At 51.2% G+C, this 20,040-nt stretch carries 16 protein-coding genes; 13 read left to right on the top strand and 3 right to left on the bottom strand.

Annotated features, from left to right (window positions below):
• Positions 1-164: 164 nt before the first annotated feature.
• Positions 165-1,142, top strand: coding sequence for an RNA-guided endonuclease InsQ/TnpB family protein (locus M6D81_RS19765; protein WP_262678717.1), 978 nt, complete (start codon positions 165-167; stop codon positions 1,140-1,142).
• Between the two features lie 195 nt (positions 1,143-1,337).
• Positions 1,338-2,606 carry a sporulation protein YunB gene (gene yunB / locus M6D81_RS19760; protein WP_262678716.1) on the top strand — a complete coding sequence of 423 codons (1,269 nt, stop codon included), beginning with the start codon at positions 1,338-1,340 and terminating at the stop codon, positions 2,604-2,606.
• 129 nt (positions 2,607-2,735) lie between these two features.
• On the opposite strand, the gene M6D81_RS19755 is transcribed toward yunB, so the two are convergent.
• Positions 2,736-3,779 (bottom strand): M23 family metallopeptidase, encoded by a 1,044-nt coding sequence (locus M6D81_RS19755; protein WP_410795763.1) that lies wholly within the window; start codon positions 3,777-3,779, stop codon positions 2,736-2,738.
• A gap of 322 nt (positions 3,780-4,101) precedes the next feature.
• On the opposite strand from M6D81_RS19755, the gene M6D81_RS19750 reads away from it, so the two are divergent.
• From M6D81_RS19750 to M6D81_RS19735, 4 genes are read left to right on the top strand one after another with little or no spacing between them, the layout of a single operon-like run.
• Positions 4,102-4,587, top strand: coding sequence for a hypothetical protein (locus M6D81_RS19750; RefSeq protein WP_262678712.1), 486 nt, complete (start codon positions 4,102-4,104; stop codon positions 4,585-4,587).
• The gene (locus tag M6D81_RS19745; protein ID WP_262678710.1) at positions 4,568-6,313 is read left to right on the top strand and encodes a CehA/McbA family metallohydrolase; all 1,746 of its coding nucleotides are present in this window, start codon (positions 4,568-4,570) and stop codon (positions 6,311-6,313) included. The genes M6D81_RS19750 and M6D81_RS19745 overlap by 20 nt, the downstream gene beginning before the upstream one ends.
• Before the next feature lies 1 nt (position 6,314).
• Positions 6,315-7,337 carry a LacI family DNA-binding transcriptional regulator gene (locus tag M6D81_RS19740; RefSeq protein WP_262678709.1) on the top strand — a complete coding sequence of 341 codons (1,023 nt, stop codon included), beginning with the start codon at positions 6,315-6,317 and terminating at the stop codon, positions 7,335-7,337.
• 2 nt (positions 7,338-7,339) lie between these two features.
• Complete coding sequence (locus M6D81_RS19735) at positions 7,340-8,680, top strand: MATE family efflux transporter (RefSeq protein WP_262678708.1); 1,341 nt, start codon at positions 7,340-7,342, stop codon at positions 8,678-8,680.
• Between the two features lie 15 nt (positions 8,681-8,695).
• Here the strand turns inward: M6D81_RS19735 and M6D81_RS19730 are convergent, their stop codons facing one another.
• Positions 8,696-10,969 carry a helix-turn-helix domain-containing protein gene (locus tag M6D81_RS19730; protein ID WP_262678707.1) on the bottom strand — a complete coding sequence of 758 codons (2,274 nt, stop codon included), beginning with the start codon at positions 10,967-10,969 and terminating at the stop codon, positions 8,696-8,698.
• Positions 10,970-11,194: 225 nt separating this feature from the next.
• Here M6D81_RS19730 and M6D81_RS19725 point away from each other — a divergent pair, with 225 nt between their 5' ends.
• The 7 genes from M6D81_RS19725 to M6D81_RS19695 all read left to right on the top strand — a co-directional run bounded on the left by M6D81_RS19725 (position 11,195) and on the right by M6D81_RS19695 (position 19,150).
• Positions 11,195-12,886 carry an extracellular solute-binding protein gene (locus M6D81_RS19725; protein WP_262678706.1) on the top strand — a complete coding sequence of 564 codons (1,692 nt, stop codon included), beginning with the start codon at positions 11,195-11,197 and terminating at the stop codon, positions 12,884-12,886.
• Between the two features lie 18 nt (positions 12,887-12,904).
• On the top strand, positions 12,905-13,801 hold the full coding sequence (locus tag M6D81_RS19720; RefSeq protein ID WP_262678705.1) for an ABC transporter permease: 897 nt from the start codon (positions 12,905-12,907) through the stop codon (positions 13,799-13,801).
• Between the two features lie 15 nt (positions 13,802-13,816).
• Positions 13,817-14,701, top strand: coding sequence for a carbohydrate ABC transporter permease (locus tag M6D81_RS19715; protein WP_262678704.1), 885 nt, complete (start codon positions 13,817-13,819; stop codon positions 14,699-14,701).
• Positions 14,702-14,728: 27 nt separating this feature from the next.
• Positions 14,729-15,682, top strand: a complete 954-nt coding sequence (locus M6D81_RS19710; protein WP_262678703.1) for a DUF4838 domain-containing protein — start codon at positions 14,729-14,731, stop codon at positions 15,680-15,682.
• On the top strand, positions 15,679-17,289 hold the full coding sequence (locus M6D81_RS19705; protein WP_410795762.1) for a DUF4838 domain-containing protein: 1,611 nt from the start codon (positions 15,679-15,681) through the stop codon (positions 17,287-17,289). The genes M6D81_RS19710 and M6D81_RS19705 overlap by 4 nt, the downstream gene beginning before the upstream one ends.
• 179 nt (positions 17,290-17,468) lie before the next feature.
• Entirely contained in the window at positions 17,469-18,431 is a 963-nt protein-coding gene (gene lipA, locus M6D81_RS19700) for a lipoyl synthase (protein WP_262678701.1), read from the top strand.
• Positions 18,432-18,451: 20 nt separating this feature from the next.
• On the top strand, positions 18,452-19,150 hold the full coding sequence (locus M6D81_RS19695; protein WP_262678700.1) for a YutD family protein: 699 nt from the start codon (positions 18,452-18,454) through the stop codon (positions 19,148-19,150).
• A 37-nt stretch (positions 19,151-19,187) separates the two neighbouring features.
• On the opposite strand, the gene M6D81_RS19690 is transcribed toward M6D81_RS19695, so the two are convergent.
• Positions 19,188-19,985: an NAD kinase gene (locus tag M6D81_RS19690; RefSeq protein ID WP_262678699.1), complete on the bottom strand. Its 798-nt coding sequence runs from the start codon at positions 19,983-19,985 to the stop codon at positions 19,188-19,190.
• Positions 19,986-20,040 lie beyond the last annotated feature (55 nt).

The following is a 20,040-nucleotide window of genomic DNA, read 5'->3' as shown; positions in this document are numbered from 1 at the left end:
CGTCAGAAGTCTCCTTCCTCAGCGAAGCAAGTGGGGGATGAATGACGCTTTTCCCGAACATCCCTTCTGGGATGGGTAGGGAAAACAGCCTTTTGAGAAATGAACAGATCAGGGATGGATTGACAAAAAACTCTCCATATAAGAACATATGTGTGGTATAATGAGTGTATCTACAAGCGGTCTGCCATAAATATCTATTTGCTCGGGATTCCGCCCATCAATCGGTTCGAAAGGGAATCAGAACGGTCAGGTATCCTTACAAGACCAAAAATCACTACAATACGAAATGGGCCAAAGACGGCTTCAAAATATCGAGCAACGGCAAAATGGAGCTGTCGATGGGCATTCATGGCGGGAAGAGGGAGAAGCCTATTGTCGTGTATGCCACGCATTTGCCCGAGGGACAAATCAAGGAAATCGAACTTGGCTATGATCACGGCTTGTATCTCGCCATATCTTATGGTATGGCTAACAAGCCCTATCATAAGCAGCAATCGGCAGGCGTAGACCCCGGTGAAATTCATAGTCTCGCCGCTTTCCGCGAAGATGGGGACAGTGTCATCATCACAGGCAGGAAAGTGCGGGCGATTCATCGCTTGCGCAATAAGAAACTGGCTGAAATTCAGCGCTTGCAGTCGAGATGTAAAAAGGGCTCCCGGCAGTGGAAGAAATACGGGAAAGCCAAAAGGTTCATCCTCTCCAAGTCGGAGCGGCAACTGCGAGATGCGCTGCATAAGACGACGAAACAGTTTGTGGATTGGTGCATTACGCAATCCGTATCGGACGTCTATCTTGGCGATGTCGAGGGGTTGCAGCGCCATACGCGGAAGAAGAAGTCAGTGGGCCGCAAACAAGCGCAAAAGTTATCCAATTGGTCTATGGGCAAAGTGAAGCAATATGTGAAGTACAAGCTGGAACGGCAAGGCATAAAGCTTCATGCCGTGGACGAATCGTATACGAGTCAGACATGTCCTGTCTGTCGGAAGAGGAACAAAACCTCTTCCAGAAATTATCGATGTGCATGCGGGTATGCCGAGCATCGGGATATTCATGGCGCAAGGAATATCCTAAGCAAGGCGCTGTATGATGAATTCCTGCATGTCGACGTGAGAACGCGAGTAACGTATCTACGGATTGCGTAAAGCAGGAAGTAGTAGATGGGTTGTTCCGCCCCATGTGTCTGTTAGACACATGTTGCTTACTTAGACATCGTGAAGACACCCCTTACCTAGGGCTCGAATGCGGTCAACCCGCTTCATATCAGGTGTTTGCAAGATGTTGATGGTAAGAAGCCCCCACTTCAACTTGTGATTGCAAGTAAGTGGGGGAGGTTCACAATGATGAAGCATATATTCTTGCAGAAATCGGCGGAGACGGGGCTATTGCCTTGCGCTCCGCCGATTTTTCAGACCCCTTCTTTTTTGTCCCGCTGCCGCATATGCATGGAACGTAGACATGCATTCCTGCGCGAAGGAGGGAACGACGTGGCAAGATGGGGAAGACGAGGCTGGAGGATGCGGCCGCCCGGCTCGTTTCGATTCAATTTGCGGCTTTTTTCTCCTTATCAACGCATAAAGCCGGTGAAATGGGGGTCCTCTCGTGCAAAAATGGGTTGGACGGCTCGGCCGCAGCCGGCAAAACAAAACCGAAGCAGCAACTCAATCGGTACTGTGACCAAAAAGTGGGGGAGACGCCCCAGGTTGACGATATTCTCGCTTGGGCGGCAACGGAACGGACAGGGCCGTGCGCACAAGCCATTACGGTGGACCGGCTCACAGATTCGAGCGCCGTTGGGCCGGGGAACAGGCGAGTCCGGAACGGTCCGCCATCGACCGCGCATGAGAAAGCGGAAGCTGTTTTTGTTCATTTTTCTGATTATGATGCTGATGACGGTACCTGCTTTCATTTTCATTGAGAGCAATCTGCGCGAGCCGCTTATGAACATCGCGAAGGTACGGGTAAAGCAGGTGGCTACGCAAGCGATCAATCGGGCGATTACAGAGCGGGTGGCCAGCGATGCGGAGTCGGAGAAGCTGATCGACTGGAAGATGAATGCCGACGGCAAAATATCCGGCTTCATGCTCAATTACTCGGAGCATATGAGCATTACATCGGATACGATCAATACGGTGCAAACGACGTTGAATCATATTAAGGATATTCCCGAGCATATCCCTATCGGCCATGCACTGGACAGCGCCGTGTTATCTTCCTTCGGTCCACGGGTGCCCGTACGCTTCGAGCCGGTAGGCGCGGTGAAGGTGGAGCTCAGCACAAGGGAGAGAAATGCGGCGATCAATATGGTTTTGGTGGAGGTATACATTAAAGTGATTGCGGAAGTGTCCATTATTATTCCGTTCGATACAGAGCCCGAGCTGGTGGAGACGGAAATCCCGATATCCTATCTGCTCGTCGTCGGAGATGTGCCGATGTACTATTACGACAGCAGCGGGAAGGCGATCGGAGAAAATGCGCCGCAAGCGCCCAATATCTCGGTGCCGCTGCAGCCCGGCGCCGGCGTATCCACGAATCAGGAGGAACGGGATGCGGAGCACGGGGGAGAGGGAGCGAATGACGGCAGTCAGAATGAAGCGGAGCTGCCATAATCCCGCTATCACATATGAAAGGACCTCAATTTCCACTTCTTGAGTGGAGACTGAGGTCCTTCTTCTCGAAGAAATCTGCACTTAGGCGGGGCCAGGAAAGTGATAAATTGATTTGTAACGGCCCTTCCGTCACCGCTTCGAGCGGAGCCGGTTGCGCTCCGCCTGCTCCCAGCGCTTCAAGCTGGGATACGGATCGAATGCCCACTCCAGCAGTCCTCTATCGCTGTATATTCCGTAGTGAAGATGCGGCGGGAACTTGCCTTGCGTTCCGGGCTTGCCGTAGCCGGAGCTTCCTACCCAACCGATCACTTGCGCCGGCTCGACGATATCACCTACCGCGATGTTCTTGTCGAAGCCGGACAGATGCGCGTAGTAATGATAATGATTGTTCAGATCCCGAATGCCGATGCGCCAACCTCCGTAGCGGTTCCATCCTTTAATCTCTACAATGCCGTAGCAGGTCGAACGGACAGGAGTTCCATAGCCAGCGAAGATGTCTGTGCCTTCATGGATGCGTCTGCCTCCCCAGCCTCTCCGGTCCCCCCATGTATCCCGATAGGAGTAGGAGTTGCCCAGCGGAAGCGGGAACGCATGCATGAACAGGTCCAGCTTGCCGTAATGCCGGTAGATGGATGCGAACTGCTCGATCCGTTGAACCGCTCTGCTGTTCTGGTAATACTCCCACACACCTACGGGAACGTCCTCGTCCGTAACACCGTACGGGGTAATTTGATGAAGGAGCGAGAACAGCAGGTCGGCATCGCTGTTCCTCTCGGCAAGCCCGTTGCCGTCGCCGTCTCTTCCTATGCCATGGAACCACTGAATGGACGCCGGCATCGTGTCTTCATAATCGGGGTTCATCGCGCCGGCCCATCGTTCCTGCTCGATATAGACGCCGATATGCTGCCCCAGCATAGGTCTGGCTTTGGGACGAGCCTTGGACAATGTTCGTTCATACTGGTCGATCGCCGCGATCCAATACCATGGAAGGCCTGTGACAGCAGCCAGATTGTTGTATATTTCTTGCCTGACGACGAGCGGGTCCTCAGCTGCTTGCGGCTGGGCCGGCTCAGCCGCTGTCGTCGTGTCGTCCGCATACTGCCCAGTCCTGCTCGACAAGCCTTGTACATTCCCCTCGCCGCCGCGAGAGGCGGCCTCTGCAGCAAGCTGCATACCCGGAGCGCCAAGCATCGCTGAAGCAATCAGTATGGATGTGACAGATAAGATGATCTTCAATGATCCCACCCTTTCCCGGAGCACATGGTTCTAGAGGTATGATTTGCAATCGTTAGAATTTTATCCAGCCTTTTCTCATTCGAACCGTTCGAGACTCACATTAACATTTTCCACATATAAAACGGCATTATTTTTTACAAAAGAAATCATCACAATTTACATTCGATTTTTATGATGGGATAGATCGGCATCATGGCAGAATTGGTATCGATACCAATTCGGATGCAGGAAGAAAAAGAAGAAGGCGGTTCGAGACACGATGAAAGATATTCTGCAAGTAGAAGGACGGTTAACACCGCTTAGCTCAAAAACGCATATTACGTATCAATTCCATCTGCCGGAGGCGACTGACCGGCTACGTGTTGCATTCAGCTACAGCCCGAAGCGACTTGAAGATCCGGTGAAGGCGAAAGCCATGATTCATCAGGCATTGGAGCAGTATGCGGAACCATCGCAGCAAGAGAGGCTCAAGGAGAAATGGGAGAGCTACGCGCCGCTGCTTAATCTGCTGACTCTGTCAGTGGACGATCCCGATGGATTCCGCGGTTCGGCGCATCGCCACCCCAACGAGCAGCTTCATCTTATTGGCGCGGATATAAGCTCTCCGGGTTTTTTCTCCGGCCGTATTCAGCAGGGGGTCTGGCGAGTGACGATCAGCGCGCATTGTATCGTTACCGACAATTGCGAGTATCAATTGCTTGTTCAAGCGGAAGGGGGCGCGTCAGATGAAGTGGCTGCCATTTGAGCTGCATACGCATACTCCCCACAGCGATGGTAGGCATACGCTGCTGGAAATGTGCCGCAAGGCGAAGGAGCTGGGACTGGCGGGCATAGCGCTGACTGACCATAACACCACTTCCGGTATGGCCGAGGCGCAAGCCGCGACGGAAGAAACAGGTATCAGCGTCATCCCCGGACTGGAGTGGACGACCTTCTACGGCCATATGCTGACGCTTGGCGTTCCTTACAGCGAGTGGCGTGATCTTGGACCTCATGATATTCATAAAGGCATTCAGCGCGTGCACGATCAGGGAGGAATTGTAGGCATCGCGCATCCCTACAGCATGGGCAGTCCGATCTGTACGGGCTGTCATTGGGAATATACGATTAAAGATTGGCATGATATCGACTATATGGAGGTGTGGCATGAGACGATACCTCCGATGCGCAATCACAACGCCCCTGCGCTGAAGCGTTGGACCGAGCTGCTTAACGAGGGTTACCGTATTGCGGCAACAGCGGGAAGGGACTGGCATCATTCCTCAGATTCCGATGAACCTCCCGCATTCACCTATATCGCTCTTCCGGACAACTTGGATGAGGAGCATCTTCAGGAAGCCGTCATCGAAGCTGTACGCAAGGGACGCCTTTCTTTATCAATGGGGCCTTTGTTGACAGTGCAAGCTGCTGTCGGTAAAGCCCTGTATGAAATTGGCGATTGTATCCCTTATCAACAATCCGATGAAGTGGTACAATTGGTTGTTCGTATAACGGAGACTGAAGTGGATGTACGCAGCGCCCATATCGAACGGCAAGGTATGGATGTCGTCGTTGAATCCAATTTGGGGGAGCTTGGAAGGGCTGCTTTCAGGGGGGAAGAGTGCCGATTCACTGTGCAGCGTGACGGGTTGATCTGGCTTCGGGTGCATGTGCAAGGCATGATGAAACAATTGAAGACGACAATTGCATTCGCGAACCCCATCTATTTCGATGCGAAGAAGAATGACGCCGGCCAAGTACGAACGCAGATCATCGCGCATACCGGATGCGAAGGCACGCCGGACAACACCTTGCAATCCGCGATGGCCGGTTATGCCGCGGGCGCTCAAGTGTTGGAGGTGGATGTTCGTGCGACGAAGGATGGGGTGTGTGTCCTGTATCATGACGACCATCCCGCATTCGGCGAATTAACATACGAGGAGATGATGAAGCAGAATCCGCTTGAACTGAAGGACGATAGCGAGCTGGAACGATTGGCGACGGTGCTGTCCCATTTCCGAGGCAAGCCTGTTTCATTTAACCTGGATGTGAAAAATGATGAGGCTGCCGAACCGGTATTGCGATTGCTGGAGACGATGGATATGCGGGAGCAAATCTATTTCACCGGTGCGACGAGTGTGATAGCGGAGACGGAATACCGCTCCGGCATTATGTGGAACGTGCCGAAGGGCTGGCATCTGCTGAATGATGCAGACTACGAATCGGCAGTTCGTGAAGCATGCGATATGGCGAAGCGGCGTGAATTCCCAGGTTTAAATGTCGATTATCCCTCCTGCCGCGAGTCTCTGGTGCGATATGCCCATGCCTGCGGCCTGAAGGTATGGATATATACGTTGATGGATCGTGAGCTCGCTGTTCAATATGCGGACATGGGGGTGGATGCCATCTCTACGTATGCTGTATCGGCCGGAGTCGAACTGGTGGAAGGTTTAAAGTCGGCTCTGCGTGACGTGGAGCGAGGGATGCCTTGACATGGATGCTAGAATTAAAGACGTGGCGCGCCTTGCCGGAGTATCCGTTACGAGCGTGTCGCGCGTATTGAACAATAGTGAGCATGTCAGTCCGAAGCTGGAGAGAAAGGTAAGAGATGCGATCAACCAGCTCCGGTATTCTCCCAGCTTTATCGCAAAGAGCTTGAAGCGAAGCAAGACGAATCTGATCGGGGTTATTATTCCGGACGTCACTTCCAGCTACATGGCCATGGTGTTAAGTCGGATAGAGGAGTTGGCCAGCGGGAACGGCTACAATCTGCTCATCTCCAACATTGTAGAAGATACGGATAAAGTGGTGAAATATTTAAACGTTTACGAAGAGATGCGCGTGGACGGTATTGTTCTTATGCATGGCAAGGCTAACGATGATATCCGCACCTTTCTTGAACGAACGTCTATCCCCGTTGTTGTCCATGCTGACATGGGGGTTCATGTACCTGCCGTCTATATCGATAATTTCCATGCGGCATATGATGCGACGAGCTATCTTATCCGAAAAGGGCATACGCGCATCGCTCATATTGCGGGGCAAATCTCGGAAGTTGCCGATGCCAGGCACCGTTATGAAGGGTTCATGGCAGCATGTGCCGATAGCGCTATCGCAGTGGATACCGGATTGATCCGATTCGGAGATTACAAGCTGCGCAGCGGTTACGACAGGATGGGCGAGCTTCTGGATGCTGCCTCCGGCACATTCACCGCCTTGTTCGCCGCAAGCGACGACATGGCGGCAGGAGCGATCAATTGCATGCATGACCGCGGGCTTGCGGTGCCGGGCGATATATCTGTTATCGGCTTCGACGGCACTTATATTGCAGATGTTGTGCGTCCCCGTCTGACGACAATCCGTCAGCCGATCGGAGAGATTGGCGAGAAGACGATGCAGCTTCTGCTGGCATTCATAGAACAACGTACAGATGAACAACTATCAACTAGAAGAATCGTTCTGAAGCATGAGCTGATAGAGAAGGACAGCTGCTGCAGCATCGATGGAAGAGGATAAACTTGAACAAGAAACTAACTTTACTGGCGCTCACTTGGCCGATCTTCCTGGAACAGCTGCTCCATACGATCGTGCTCAACATTGATATATTCATGCTTAGCCACTATTCCGACAATGCGGTAGCCGCGGTAGGAGTTGCCGGTCAAATACTTATGGTTGCCAATATACTGTTCGGATTCGTCAACGTCGGCCTCAGCATACTGATCTCTCAACTGATCGGGGCCGGCAAGGAGCGGGAAGCGTCGAATATCGCTTCGATTGCGCTTGGACTTAATATGCTGATCGGCGTTGTCGTCAGTCTGGGGCTTGTCGTGCTCGCGGAGCCGCTGCTTCGGCTCATGAATTTGCCGCCGGAACTGATGGGCTATGGACAATCGTTCCTGACAATCGTCGGGATGGGTACCTTCTCGGTCGCCATTATTAGTACGGCGGACACGGTGCTGCGCATGTACGGCTATGTCAGGCAGATGCTGGTGTTATCCGTTACCGTCGTCGTTCTGAATATTATTGGCAATTACCTCGCGCTGTTCGGCCCACTCGGCCTTCCCGTGCTTGGCGTAGAAGGCGTTGCAATGGCAACGAATATTAGCCGATTCGCCGGTATCGGCATCGCGGTCTATATGCTGTTAAAGGTAGTGCGGGTATCGCTTAAGTCGAAAGCTCTGTTTAGTTTCCCGAAGAACGTAGTCAATCAGATGCTGACGATCGGCGTGCCTTCCGCCGGAGAGAACATGTCGTATCAAGCTTCGCAGGTTGTCATTACCTATATGGTCACCTTATTGGGGACGACGGCTTTGACGACGAAAATATATACGCAAAGTATTACGACCTTCGTCTTCCTGTTCTCGATCGCCATCGGACAGGCTACATCTATTATGGTGGGGCGTCTGATCGGTGCGGAGAGGAGCGGCGAAGCTTACGGCGTCGCGTTCCGGAATCTGCGCACGGGACTTCTTATCACGTTCGGCACCGGCTGCCTGCTGGCGGTGTTCTCGGACCCGCTGCTCGGGTTGTTCACAGATAACGAGGAGGTCATCGCGCTAGGCGGACTCTTGATGCTGCTGTCGCTGGTGCTGGAAGCGGCCAGAGCGTGCAATGTCATAGTAATCGGTTCCCTGAACGCGGCAGGTGACGTGAAGTTCCCGGTCGTTGTCGGGCTCATCTCCATGTGGGCGATCAGCCTCCCGCTGGCTTACGTATTCGCTATTGTGCTGGATATGGGCATTACAGGCATATGGTTGGCCTTCATAGCCGATGAATGGCTTCGCGGGCTGCTTATGATATTCCGCTGGCGCTCGCGGAAGTGGCAGAGCATTCGGCTGTCTCTCGTTCGGGACGGTTAGTCAGCCGAACCTGCCTTAATCGCTTAGCTGCCTGCGGTATTCTCCAGGGGTATGCCCCGTCACCTTTTTGAACATGCGAATAAAGGAGTTTGCATTTTGGTAGCCGATGTTAGACGATACTTCCTGTATTTTCATAGAGGAGTGCTTTAACAGTTCCTTTGCTCTGCCAATGCGAAGCTCATTCAAATATTCGCTGAAGTTTTTCCCGGTCTTTTCTTTGAACGATACGGACAAATAGCTGCTGGAAATGTTAAGCTGCTCGGCAAGCTGTTCTTGCGACACGTCTTCGTGATAGCGATTGTGCAAATAATCAATCACATAAGATACGACCGGGTTTTCTTCCTTCCTGTTTTCCTCTATTTGACTCGCGGCGAAATCTAGCAGACCTTCGAAATATTCGGCATACGAATTGGCAGTCGCATATTTTTTGATATACTTTTCCGGAGCGAGCCGCTCCAGCAGCAAGGTGATGTCCATGGCGTACGAGATGAATACTTTGATGACAATCGTGAACGTTTCCAGGGCAAGCCGGGAGTATCGGTAAGCGATTTCGTTGCGCTTATTCAGTTGTTCGGTTATGCGTAGCAAAGCCGAAGCTGAATTCTTCAGATTGCCCGCTTGCAAATTCGCGAACAACTCGCGTTCTTGAGCCGGTTCCAGCACATGTGTAACCGTCAGCGGCTCATAACGGGTAATCAATTGCGCGCGATCGGTCAAGCGCCGCTGCTGAAGCATATTGATTGCGATTTCGAAGGAAGAGCTTAACTCGCCTGCATGATGCAATTTTCGATCGAATGCGATGGTTAATACACAATACGAATTGTCGCGGTCTATCGCCCGGATGATATCATTCAGCGTATTTTCCAACCGTTCAAATAATTCACTGGTGAACACGAGAGACATAATTCGATCCTCTTCAATTTGAAAAGTAGAAGCATTAGGGAAATGCTCGGCAAAGTGGACAAATATAAACTCGTTGATATAATAAGAGGCTCTGTTTTGCTGCTCGGCCATTAACTCGTACATTTGATCGGTGTACATAATGTCGAAGAGAACGAGATAGAAGCTTTCATTCGTTTCTGCCAGTTCCTGCAAGGTTGGATTCGCATAAATGTTTTTCGCTTTCGTCATGAAGCCGTAATTGCGCAGAATGGCGTTTTTGTGCTGAAGCTCTCGCCGTATGCTGCCATCCGTTTTCATAAATTTTGTGAAATTATCATGGAGCAGCACGAATTCATGGATAGTGCTTTCCGGTTCGGCCGACTGGCGCTTTTGCTGAATCGACTCAATAATTTTCTGGACCGGACTGTAGAAGCGGAAGCTCAGCACGAACGAAATAACGACGGCAAACCCGATGGACACTATGAGTAATCCGAATAATATGAAATTGATTTTCGTCATTTGCGATGCAATTGCCGTATGGGGAATAACGTTAACGTAGCGAATGCCGGACAATTCGCCTTGACTTGAGAAATAATAGATATCGTCCTTCTTGACGTAGTCCTGTACGCTTATTCCGTCTAGTGCACGCAGTTTCTGTTGTACCGCCTCAGGAATCTCCTGCTCTTTGCCGCCGTGCTTATGGAAGAGGACTTTGTCATTCATGTTGATCATATAGAAGGCATGATTAATAGAGAAATGGTAATCGTCATAAATCTGATTGGCGTCCACCATGGCAACGATATAAAAGCTGCTCAGCTTGCTTTTGATCGTAATTGGAAATAGCGTACCATGACTTGCCACTGTGTTAGCGAATTGAATGGTGTTGAAGTCTGAAGCGGTATGAACGGTGAAATGATCCGTTGTCTCCGATAACTGATGCCATGTATGCGATTTCCATATTTCGCTTTTATAATATCTCGAAAACGTTTTGTCCGCTTTCTCCCGTCCTTTCATGTCGAACACGATGCCTTCGTCAGGGAAATAAAGCAAAATGTTGTTGAGGTAAAGCTGCTTGTTGGAAATGAATCCTTTCAGTCTGTCGCTCAATTCGTTCACTAGTTGATGATCGTTGGTGCCGGGGTTGGAGATGATGGCATTGACAAGAGGGTCAAAAAATAATTCAGTCATCATACTATCGGTAAGCTTAAAATAAGTTTCGTAGCTGTCTATTGTTTTGTTCAGCATCATTGTATTATATTTGATCACTTCCTTGCGGATCGTATCCTGAATAATGGATAAGGAGATGAGTTGAAAAGCTGCAAGCAACACGATGATGCCTGCAAAGCTGAGGAGCAAACGAATAAGCAGTGAATTTTTGGAAACGGATCGAAATTGGAACTTGCGCATGGGTGGATTCCAACCTCTCTCTCTTCATATAGTATGATACATATTTTGAAGGGGAATGAAAGCGAATACAATATGCAATTGCCGTTTATACCTGCATTTTTTTAAAAATACTAAACAGCGCGCATTTATAAAAACAAGAAGATGTACAGACGGGAGGGGGGAATCTATGATAAGCCTATCTCTTCCTAGGGGGAAATAAAAATCAGAATTCGAGGTGGAAAGGGATTGAGGAAAGCAGGAAGCTTAACAAAAAAAATCGTATTCATGACATTCGCATCCGTCGTATTGCTGTCAACCGTTTTAGCAGGTTGCACTAGCAACAGCGGGAATAATGGGAGCGGTGGCAGCAGCAATGGCACATCTTCTCCATCCAATAGAGCGGATGAGGAAAAAGCTCCAGATCGCTACGATCCTCCTATTGAATTGACAACAGTAACATTCGATTATGGTACCGACAAATTCGGAGAAGGGGATGATCTGAACAACAACGCCTGGACGAGGGAAATAATGGACAGATACGGCATTGCGATCAACACGCTCTGGTCCGTGCCCGGTGCGCAATATGAGCAGAAATCGAATTTGATGATTGCTTCGAATGACCTGCCTGATTTCTTTGCGGTAAAGCCATTGCAATTTGCCCAGTTGGCCAAGGCCGGATTGATAGAAGATATGACGGATGCCTACAGCAAGCACGCTTCTGAAGGAATCAAAAAGGTCATGACGGAATCCGGGGAGGAGCCGCTTCAATCCGCAACGATAGACGGCAGGTTAATGGCTATTCCGTGGACGGGAACGGTACGTGAAAGCGTTCCGGTATTATGGATTCGTGAAGATTGGCTGAATAAGCTAGGTCTTCAGAAGCCGAAGACGATGGATGATCTGCTCGCAATATCCAAAGCGTTTACCGAAGAGGACCCGGATGGCAATGGTGAGGATGATACGTTCGGGCTTGCGGTGGCCAAGGATCTTGCATCGCTGATCGGTTTCTTCAATGGCCATCATGTGTATAGAGGGATTTGGCTGAAGCAGGAGGATGGAACTTTAGCTTACAGCAGCATACAACCGGAGATGAAGGCGCCGCTGCAGAAGCTTCAGGATATGTATAAGGAAAAACAACTCGATCGTGAGTTTGGCGTTAAGGATCTTGGCAAGGCATTCGAAATGGTTGGCGAAGGGAAAATCGGGATGCTGTATGGCTCCATGGGATACTCGACCTTCCCGCTTGTCAATTTGACGCCTGACCAGGAATGGACGCCTGTCGCCGCCCCTTCCGTCGATGATAAGCCGACTAAGTTTCAGCATGGCCTGAACATTGCCAATTATTATTGGGTGGTCAAGAAAGGCACGAAGCATCCGGAAGCGATTTTCAAATTAATCGAATTATGGCTGGAGAAGTTTTACTACAGTACGGTAGATGAGGATTACAATCAGTTCGTCGTCGATCAAGATGGCGCAACGATATGGAATAACGCTCCGGTTAAAGTATACCTCTCTTATAATAATGTCAACTTGCATCGTCATCTGCTGCCTCTTCTCAAGAAGGATGGGGAGGCGACGGAACAAGAGCTGGCGCAGCTCACGCCGACGGAACGCGTCTGGTACAGGAGCATGATCGATTATAAGAATGGGGACATGAAGCAGTGGGGGCGTGACCGCAAAGCGGGCATAAACAGTTCATCGGCTATTGTTGACGAATATATCGACAATAACCAATTTATGCCAGATCAATTTATTTCAACGCCAACTCCGGCAATGGCCAAGAAGTGGGCCAATCTGTTGAAGATGGAAGATGAAATGATTACGAACATTATATTAGGCGAGCCTATCAGCCAATTCGATCGATTCGTCAGCGATTGGAAAAAACTGGGTGGAGACGAAATTACGAAGGAAGTAAATGAATGGCATGACAATCAATAGCTTTAGGGGGCGGCCGTTATGAGCAAACGATGGAAGCTGCAATTGCCGCTTCACCTTATGATTATGCCCGGACTACTGCTGATTCTGGTCTACCAGTACGTTCCAATGGCAGGATTGGTCATCGCGTTCATGGATTACGTTCCTGCTCGAGGCCTGTTTGGCTCGGAATGGGTCGGCTGGGACAACTTCGAATATGTGTTCCAACTGCCCGATATTTGGCGCGTCGTCGGCAACACGCTTCAGATTGCCGTTATGAAAATAGCCGCAGGTTTAATTTTCCCGATTATCGCAGCGCTGCTACTGAACGAAATTGCGCGCATGTGGTTTAAACGCGCGCTTCAAACGATGATCTATGTCCCTCATTTCATGTCGTGGATTATTCTTGGCGGCATATTAATCGATTTGCTGTCTCCCGGGAAAGGCATGATAAATGATATCATCGCTTGGCTTGGATGGGAGCCGCAATTTTTCCTCGGAGATAATCGTTGGTTTCCCTATGTTCTCGTTTTCTCCGATACTTGGAAAGATTTCGGCTTCAACACGATCGTTTACTTAGCGGCATTGACTGCGATTAATCCCGATCTATACGAAGCGGCAGCTATAGACGGAGCCAACCATTGGCGAAGAACCTGGCATATTACTTTGCCGGGCATGCGCGCCATTATCATTTTGCTGCTTACGTTAAGCTTGGGGCAAGTGTTGAACGCGGGATTTGAACAAGTCTATGTCTTGTACAGTCCGCAAGTGTATGAAAGCGGTGACATCATTGATACGTTAGTGTACCGAATGGGGCTCGTGAATTCTCAATTCAGCTTCGCGACGGCGGTGGGATTGTTTAAATCGTTTGTTTCGCTGCTGCTTATTTCGATTTCCTATTGGATGGCGTACCGCTTCGCAGGTTACCGGATCTTCTGACTAGGAGGGATGCTTATGGTCGAGCCTACTGCCTGGGGACGGCAGACGTTCCTTATCGTCAATTATGCATGCATGCTGATCGTCGCCCTCTTATGCTTATTTCCCATTGTTCACGTATTTGCTGTATCGCTAAGCTCCAGTTCAGCTGCAGCTACAGGGCAAGTGTTCCTGTCGCCGGTAGATGTGACAACGAAGGCGTATCAGTATGTGCTGGATAAAGAACAGTTTTGGAAGGCGATTACCGTTTCCGTTTATCGAGTAGTCATGGGCTGCTCCTTGCAGATGATTCTGCTTGTGCTTATTGCTTATCCGCTATCCAAGGAGGCAAGGACATTTTCGTTCCGCACCGCATATGCTTGGATTTTTTACATAACGATGCTGTTTAGCGGCGGATTGATCCCTGCCTATATGACTGTCAAGGAAACAGGGATTTTAAATACGATTTGGGCGCTTGTGCTGCCCAATGCCGTCGCGGTGTACAGTGTGATTCTGCTCTTAAACTTTTTTAGAGGGCTGCCGAAAGCGCTGGAAGAATCGGCGTTCATAGACGGAGCGGGCCATTTTACAATAATGTGGAGGATCTATCTGCCGCTCTCGAAGCCGGCATTGGCCACCTTGCTGTTGTTCTCCATCGTTGGACAATGGAATGCCTGGTTTGACGGTATTATTTACATGAATCGACCGGAGCTGTATCCGTTGCAAAGCTATTTGCAGACGCTTATTGTCGACAGCAACATCAATCAAATGATGGAACTAAGCGATGAGTCCATGCAGGAATTGTCGGATCGTACGCTCAAGTCGGCCCAAATCTTTATCGGAGCGCTTCCGGTATTGCTGGTGTATCCCTTTTTGCAGAAGTTTTTCATGAAAGGCATCGTATTGGGAAGTGTCAAAGAATAATTTCAAAGGAAGGAAAGGTGAACCAACATGAAGGCAGCTTTCCGGATTGGGTTGTTCTTAACGATTGGCTTGAGTTTCATAGTCGTATTCACTATAAGCAGTGTTACAGCGTCAGAGGATCAATCCGCACTTAGAAGAGAAGCCCTGCAGGTGGTGAAGGATGGCAGCAGCCATGCGGTTGTCATTATCGGGGAAGCGGCGGATGAGGCAACGCGCGAGGCGGCAGAACTGCTGGTCTCATATGTGGAAAAAGCGACGAATGCCGTACTTCCGATTATTACCGGGAATGAAAGGCACCATGCGGGCAAAGAAGACAACAAACAGATTTCGATTTATATCGGAAGCGATTCCGGCTTGCCGGCGCGCCATCCTAGCATCCTGCGAGAACTATCCGGCATGGACGGCGACGGGTTTGTAATAAGAGCTGCAGGCAAAAACATAGCGATAGCAGGCGCCACATCTCTTGGCACGCAATATGGCGTCATTTCATTTCTGGAGAGGTATGTCGGCGTTCGCTGGCTTATGCCGGGGCCCGATGGGGAGGATGTGCCGAAGAGCGGGGATTTGCTTGTGCCGAAAGGGCAACTGTCGGAAGAGCCTGCATTTTCGTTCCGCTTGTTCAGTCCTTTGCATATTCCTGCCGGCGTTACCGGGGAAGTGCAATATGAGTGGGCGAAGGTGAATCGCATGCATGGAGCGGTCAAGTTCCATCATAACTTGTACAACTTGTTCCCTCCATCCGAATATGCGGAGAGCCATCCCGAATTTTATCCGCTTCGCGATGGAACGAGATTTATCCCGACGACGAATACGGCTTGGCAGCCTTGCTTTAGCGCCGATGGGCTGGCGGAGGAAGCGATTCGAAAAATCAATGCTTACTTTACCGAACATCCGGAAGAACAATTTTTCTCTCTAGGGGTTAACGACGGGGGAGGATTCTGCGAAGCGGGCAGGATCATCCCGACTATCCCGATCAGTTGAATTCGCGTGGAAAAGTCCATATGTCGGAAATTTATTACGCCTGGGTTAATGAGGTTGCCGAAGGCGTGCTGGCTGTACATCCGGATAAGCGGTTCGGGCTTGTGGCTTATGGGGAGGTCTATGATCCGCCCGCAACGGTTGAGCTGAATCCGCACGTTATTCCGTTCCTGACGGAAGATCGGATGGCCTGGGCGGATCAAACCGTGAAAGAGGCTAGCCAGAATAAGATTATAGCTTGGGAATCGGCGGCGGGGCAGATTGGCTGGTATGACTATATGTACGGTACGCCTTACGCGCTGCCGAGAATGTATACGGACTTAATGGCCGATAATTACCGCTTCGCTGCAGAGCATAAAGTGACGGCACAATATTCCGAGTTGTATCCGAACTGGGGGGAAGGACCTAAGCCGTGGGTGTCTGCCAAGCTGCAATGGAATCCGAATCAGGATGAAGAGCAGTTGGAACAGGAATGGTACGGGCGGGCGGTTGGAGAAGAGGCGGCAGAGCATCTGGAGGCTTACTATGCGATCTGGGAACGGTTCTGGACAGTCGATATTCCTCAATCGGCATGGTTCCACGCCTGGCGCAACAGTCCGGTCCGGGTCGATTACTTGCCATTCCGCGATGCGGGTTATCTGATGCTGGTCGATAAAGCAGATATTGAAGAGAGCCGCCGGTTATTGGAGTTGGCTGTTGCCAAAGCGCAGACTGATCCGCAGCGGACAAGAGCCAATAAGCTGCTCCGAGCCTTTGAATACTACGAAGCTTCGGCACTCAGCTTTCCAAGCGGCAGCGCAACCCCTTATCCGCAATCCGAAGTCGAGGCGCTGCAGCTAGTAGAGGATGGCGTCACTCGGCTGCAATACGGCGAGCGGCGATTGGAGCTGGTGGAGGAGTTCAAGGAGGACCCGGTTCTGGTGCACGCGCTGGAGCCGAAGCTGTTCAGCTTGGTCTGGTCGGGCTGGGACGGTACAGTCTTCAAGCACCTTGTGGATTGGTTGAAGCAGGAACCGCCGCAGCTAGGCGCTGTCCATCTTCGGGTGCAGGAGCTCGCAGATTCACAGCAAAATTCCGTATCTCAATTCGCTAAGTTATTAATGGCCGCTTCAAGCTCGGCTCTGCCTGAAAATGTTAATTCCTCCTTCGAAACCGGTGATACCGGGGCGCCGCCCTGGAGCTTCTGGATTAAGAGCGGCGGGGAGATTATACGCTCTGATGAGCATGTGCAGTCGGGTCAATACAGCTTGCGAATTACCGGCTTGACGCGTGGGGGGCCGGTGCAAAAAGTACATGTGGAGGAAGGCGCCTACGGAACGATTGCCTACGTCTATATGCCGGGAGGTTCGAACAGTACGGGCTCTGTACAGATTAGCCTTAATCTTCTTACTTCGGCAGGTCAGGTGATCACCTCCATGAATTCGCCTGTTACACCGCTGACAGAGTATGCTCCCGGTGATTGGGGAGTCGTTCAAGCTGTTATGGATATTCCTGCACAAGCAAGAGGGAAAGAAGTGGATAGCGTTCAGTTGATCATCATAGTTGACGGAGTCGCTGCCGAGGAAACGATTTATTTGGACGATGTGCAATTTTTCCGATTGGACGGTTAGATGTGTAATGATCTCATTATGAGATGAGTTGTATTCCGACAAACTATCGTTCCTGTTATTCCAGTGCGCCGCTTTCCTTACTTTTTTCGTTCAAGTCATGTTATAATGATGGCATTGCTGGCAACATTGCAGATAAGACGATGCTTAAACTTAACTGATCTTGAAAGCAGGTAATGGGAATGACACAGCGCAACAAGCGTGAAAAGCTTCAAAAGCCGGACTGGCTTCGGATAAAATTAACGACAGATGGCAACTATGCGGAAATTAAAGATATGATGCGCTCCAAGACGCTGCATACGGTGTGCGAGGAAGCGCGCTGCCCCAACATTTACGAATGCTGGGCGAACCGTACGGCCACCTTCATGATTCTGGGTGATATCTGCACGCGGGCTTGCCGTTTCTGTGCAGTCAAGACGGGCATGCCTACAGAGCTGGATCTGCAGGAGCCGGAGCGCGTAGCGGAAGCTGCCGAGCAGATGGGGCTGCAGCATTGCGTCGTCACTTCGGTAGCGCGGGACGATCTCGCTGATGGCGGGGCGTCGATCTTCGCCGCGACGGTCAGAGCGATTCGCAAGCGGCTGCCCTTCTGCCGCGTCGAGGTGCTGATTCCCGACTTCATGGGCAACTGGGATGCGCTTCAAGTCGTTATGGATGCGAATCCGGATATTCTCAATCATAATATCGAGACGGTCGAGCGCATGTCTGACCGGGTACGAGCCAAGGCGAAATATAAACGTTCGATTGAATTGTTGCAGCGCGCGAAGGAGATGAAGCCCAAGATTCCGACGAAATCCAGCATTATGCTGGGTGTAGGAGAGCAATGGGATGAAATTCTCCAAGCGATGGACGATCTGCGCGCGGTGGATTGCAACATACTGACGCTGGGGCAATACTTGCAGCCTACGCCGAAGCATATGCCAATTGAACGGTATGTGCATCCCGACGAATTCGCCAAGCTGAAGGAAGAAGGCAAGCAACGCGGCTTCCGCCATGTGGAGTCCGGTCCGCTCGTTCGATCCTCCTATCATGCGCATGAGCAGACGGACTCTGCCCAGCGCGCGCTTGAATCGGAATCGGTCACAGTCGGTGACAATATGGAGAAATTAACCGGCGGCGGCTGTTCGACAACTGTACTGTCATGATGCTGGAATGAGGTGGAGCAATGGCTTTGATTCATATCGGTGGCAAATCGTATGAACTGGTGCATGAGAACCGGAGCGGCTGGAATGCCGAGGCGTTCCGCAACCGCTACAGTGAAGTGCTGGAGAGATACGATTACATTATCGGCGACTGGGGCTACAATCAGCTGCGCCTGAAGGGCTTCTTCCGGGACGCCAACGGGAAGGCGACGAAGGATTCCGCCTTTTCTTATGCATCGGATTATATTAATGAATATTGCAATTTCGGCTGCGCTTACTTCGTATTGGAGAAGAAGAACGGCGGGCGCATCGAGCCGGGGGACGAAGATCTTAATCTGCTGGAGGAGCCTGTGAGGCACAGCGGAGCGGCCTCGAGAGAAGCGGCGGCTGAAGTGAAAGCGCAATCCGGCGGACAAGCCTCAGCGCAGACCGGAGCACAGCAGGCGCAGGGGGCGCAGACTGCCGCGAAGCGGTCCGGCGAGCAGATGACCGATGAGACGGCGCCTCCGAAGGAGCATCACGGAGGCGGCAGACGGCAGCGCCATCAACAACGTGCCGACGGTCAGGAGAAGCGGCAGGACGGACAAGCCCGCCGCCGCGACAACCGCAGGGGCGGCAAGCACCACGATCAGAAAAACAGGAAGCCGGTAAAATCGGTCGCTGCTCACGAAGCGGCGGCGGCATCGGAAACCGGACGCAGCAAAAACGGCGGACGCTCTTAAGGAGCGGCCGCCGTTTTTATTGCTATTGCCTTAAGCGCTACTTGACGTCGTACCCCAGGAAGGCTTCGCGGACCCGATTCCAGAACGGGAACGGACGGTAGCGCGCAAAGCTGACTACGTTAGAAGCTACTGAGCAGCGAATGGAACGAATGTCGGCATGCATTTGATTGACATGATCGATCGCCAGCTGGATGCGCTGCTCCTTCCTGGAAATGATGTCGCAATGATGATGCTTCGGCAGCAGTACGGATGAGCCCAGCGTCCGGAAAACGCGGTTGTTGATAGAAGCGATCTCTGCGATTTGCAGCGATTGAATGGAAGGGTGCACAATGGCTCCGCCCAAGCTCTTGTTGTACGCAGTGCTTCCCGATGGAGTGGAGATGACGATGCCGTCGCCTCGGAACATCTCGAACATCTCATCGTTAATATCGATCTGGGCGACCAGCGTGCCGTCTACCCCCTTCAGCGTGAATTCATTCAGCGCCAGATAATAGAGCGTGTCCGTACTTGTCTCCACCTCGATCTGGGCGAGCGGATACTTCACGATTTGAGGCTGCTTCTCTGCCATATGTGCGACAAGCTCCTCCAGCTCATCCGCCTTCCAGTCCGCATAGAAGCCAAGATGCCCCGTATGGATGCCGACGAATGCGACGCTGGCGATTCGGTCTACATAGGTATGGAAAGCCTCCAGCAGCGTGCCGTCTCCTCCGATGGAGATGACGATATCCGGCTGGTCGCTATGGCGTACGAAGCCTCGCTTCTCGGCTAAGGTATGGAATTGCCGGGCGAGCGACTTCGACAGTTCGTCTCCCCGGTCGATTACTGCATATTTCAATGGTGGTTCTCCTTCCGTACAGTACGATACTACATAGATCATATCGTACTACCGC

The organism is Paenibacillus sp. J5C2022, from assembly GCF_025567625.1.
GTDB lineage: Bacteria > Bacillota > Bacilli > Paenibacillales > Paenibacillaceae > Pristimantibacillus.
The sequence above is the reverse complement of the archived record's forward strand: the minus strand, read 5'-3'. Positions and strand labels throughout refer to the sequence as shown.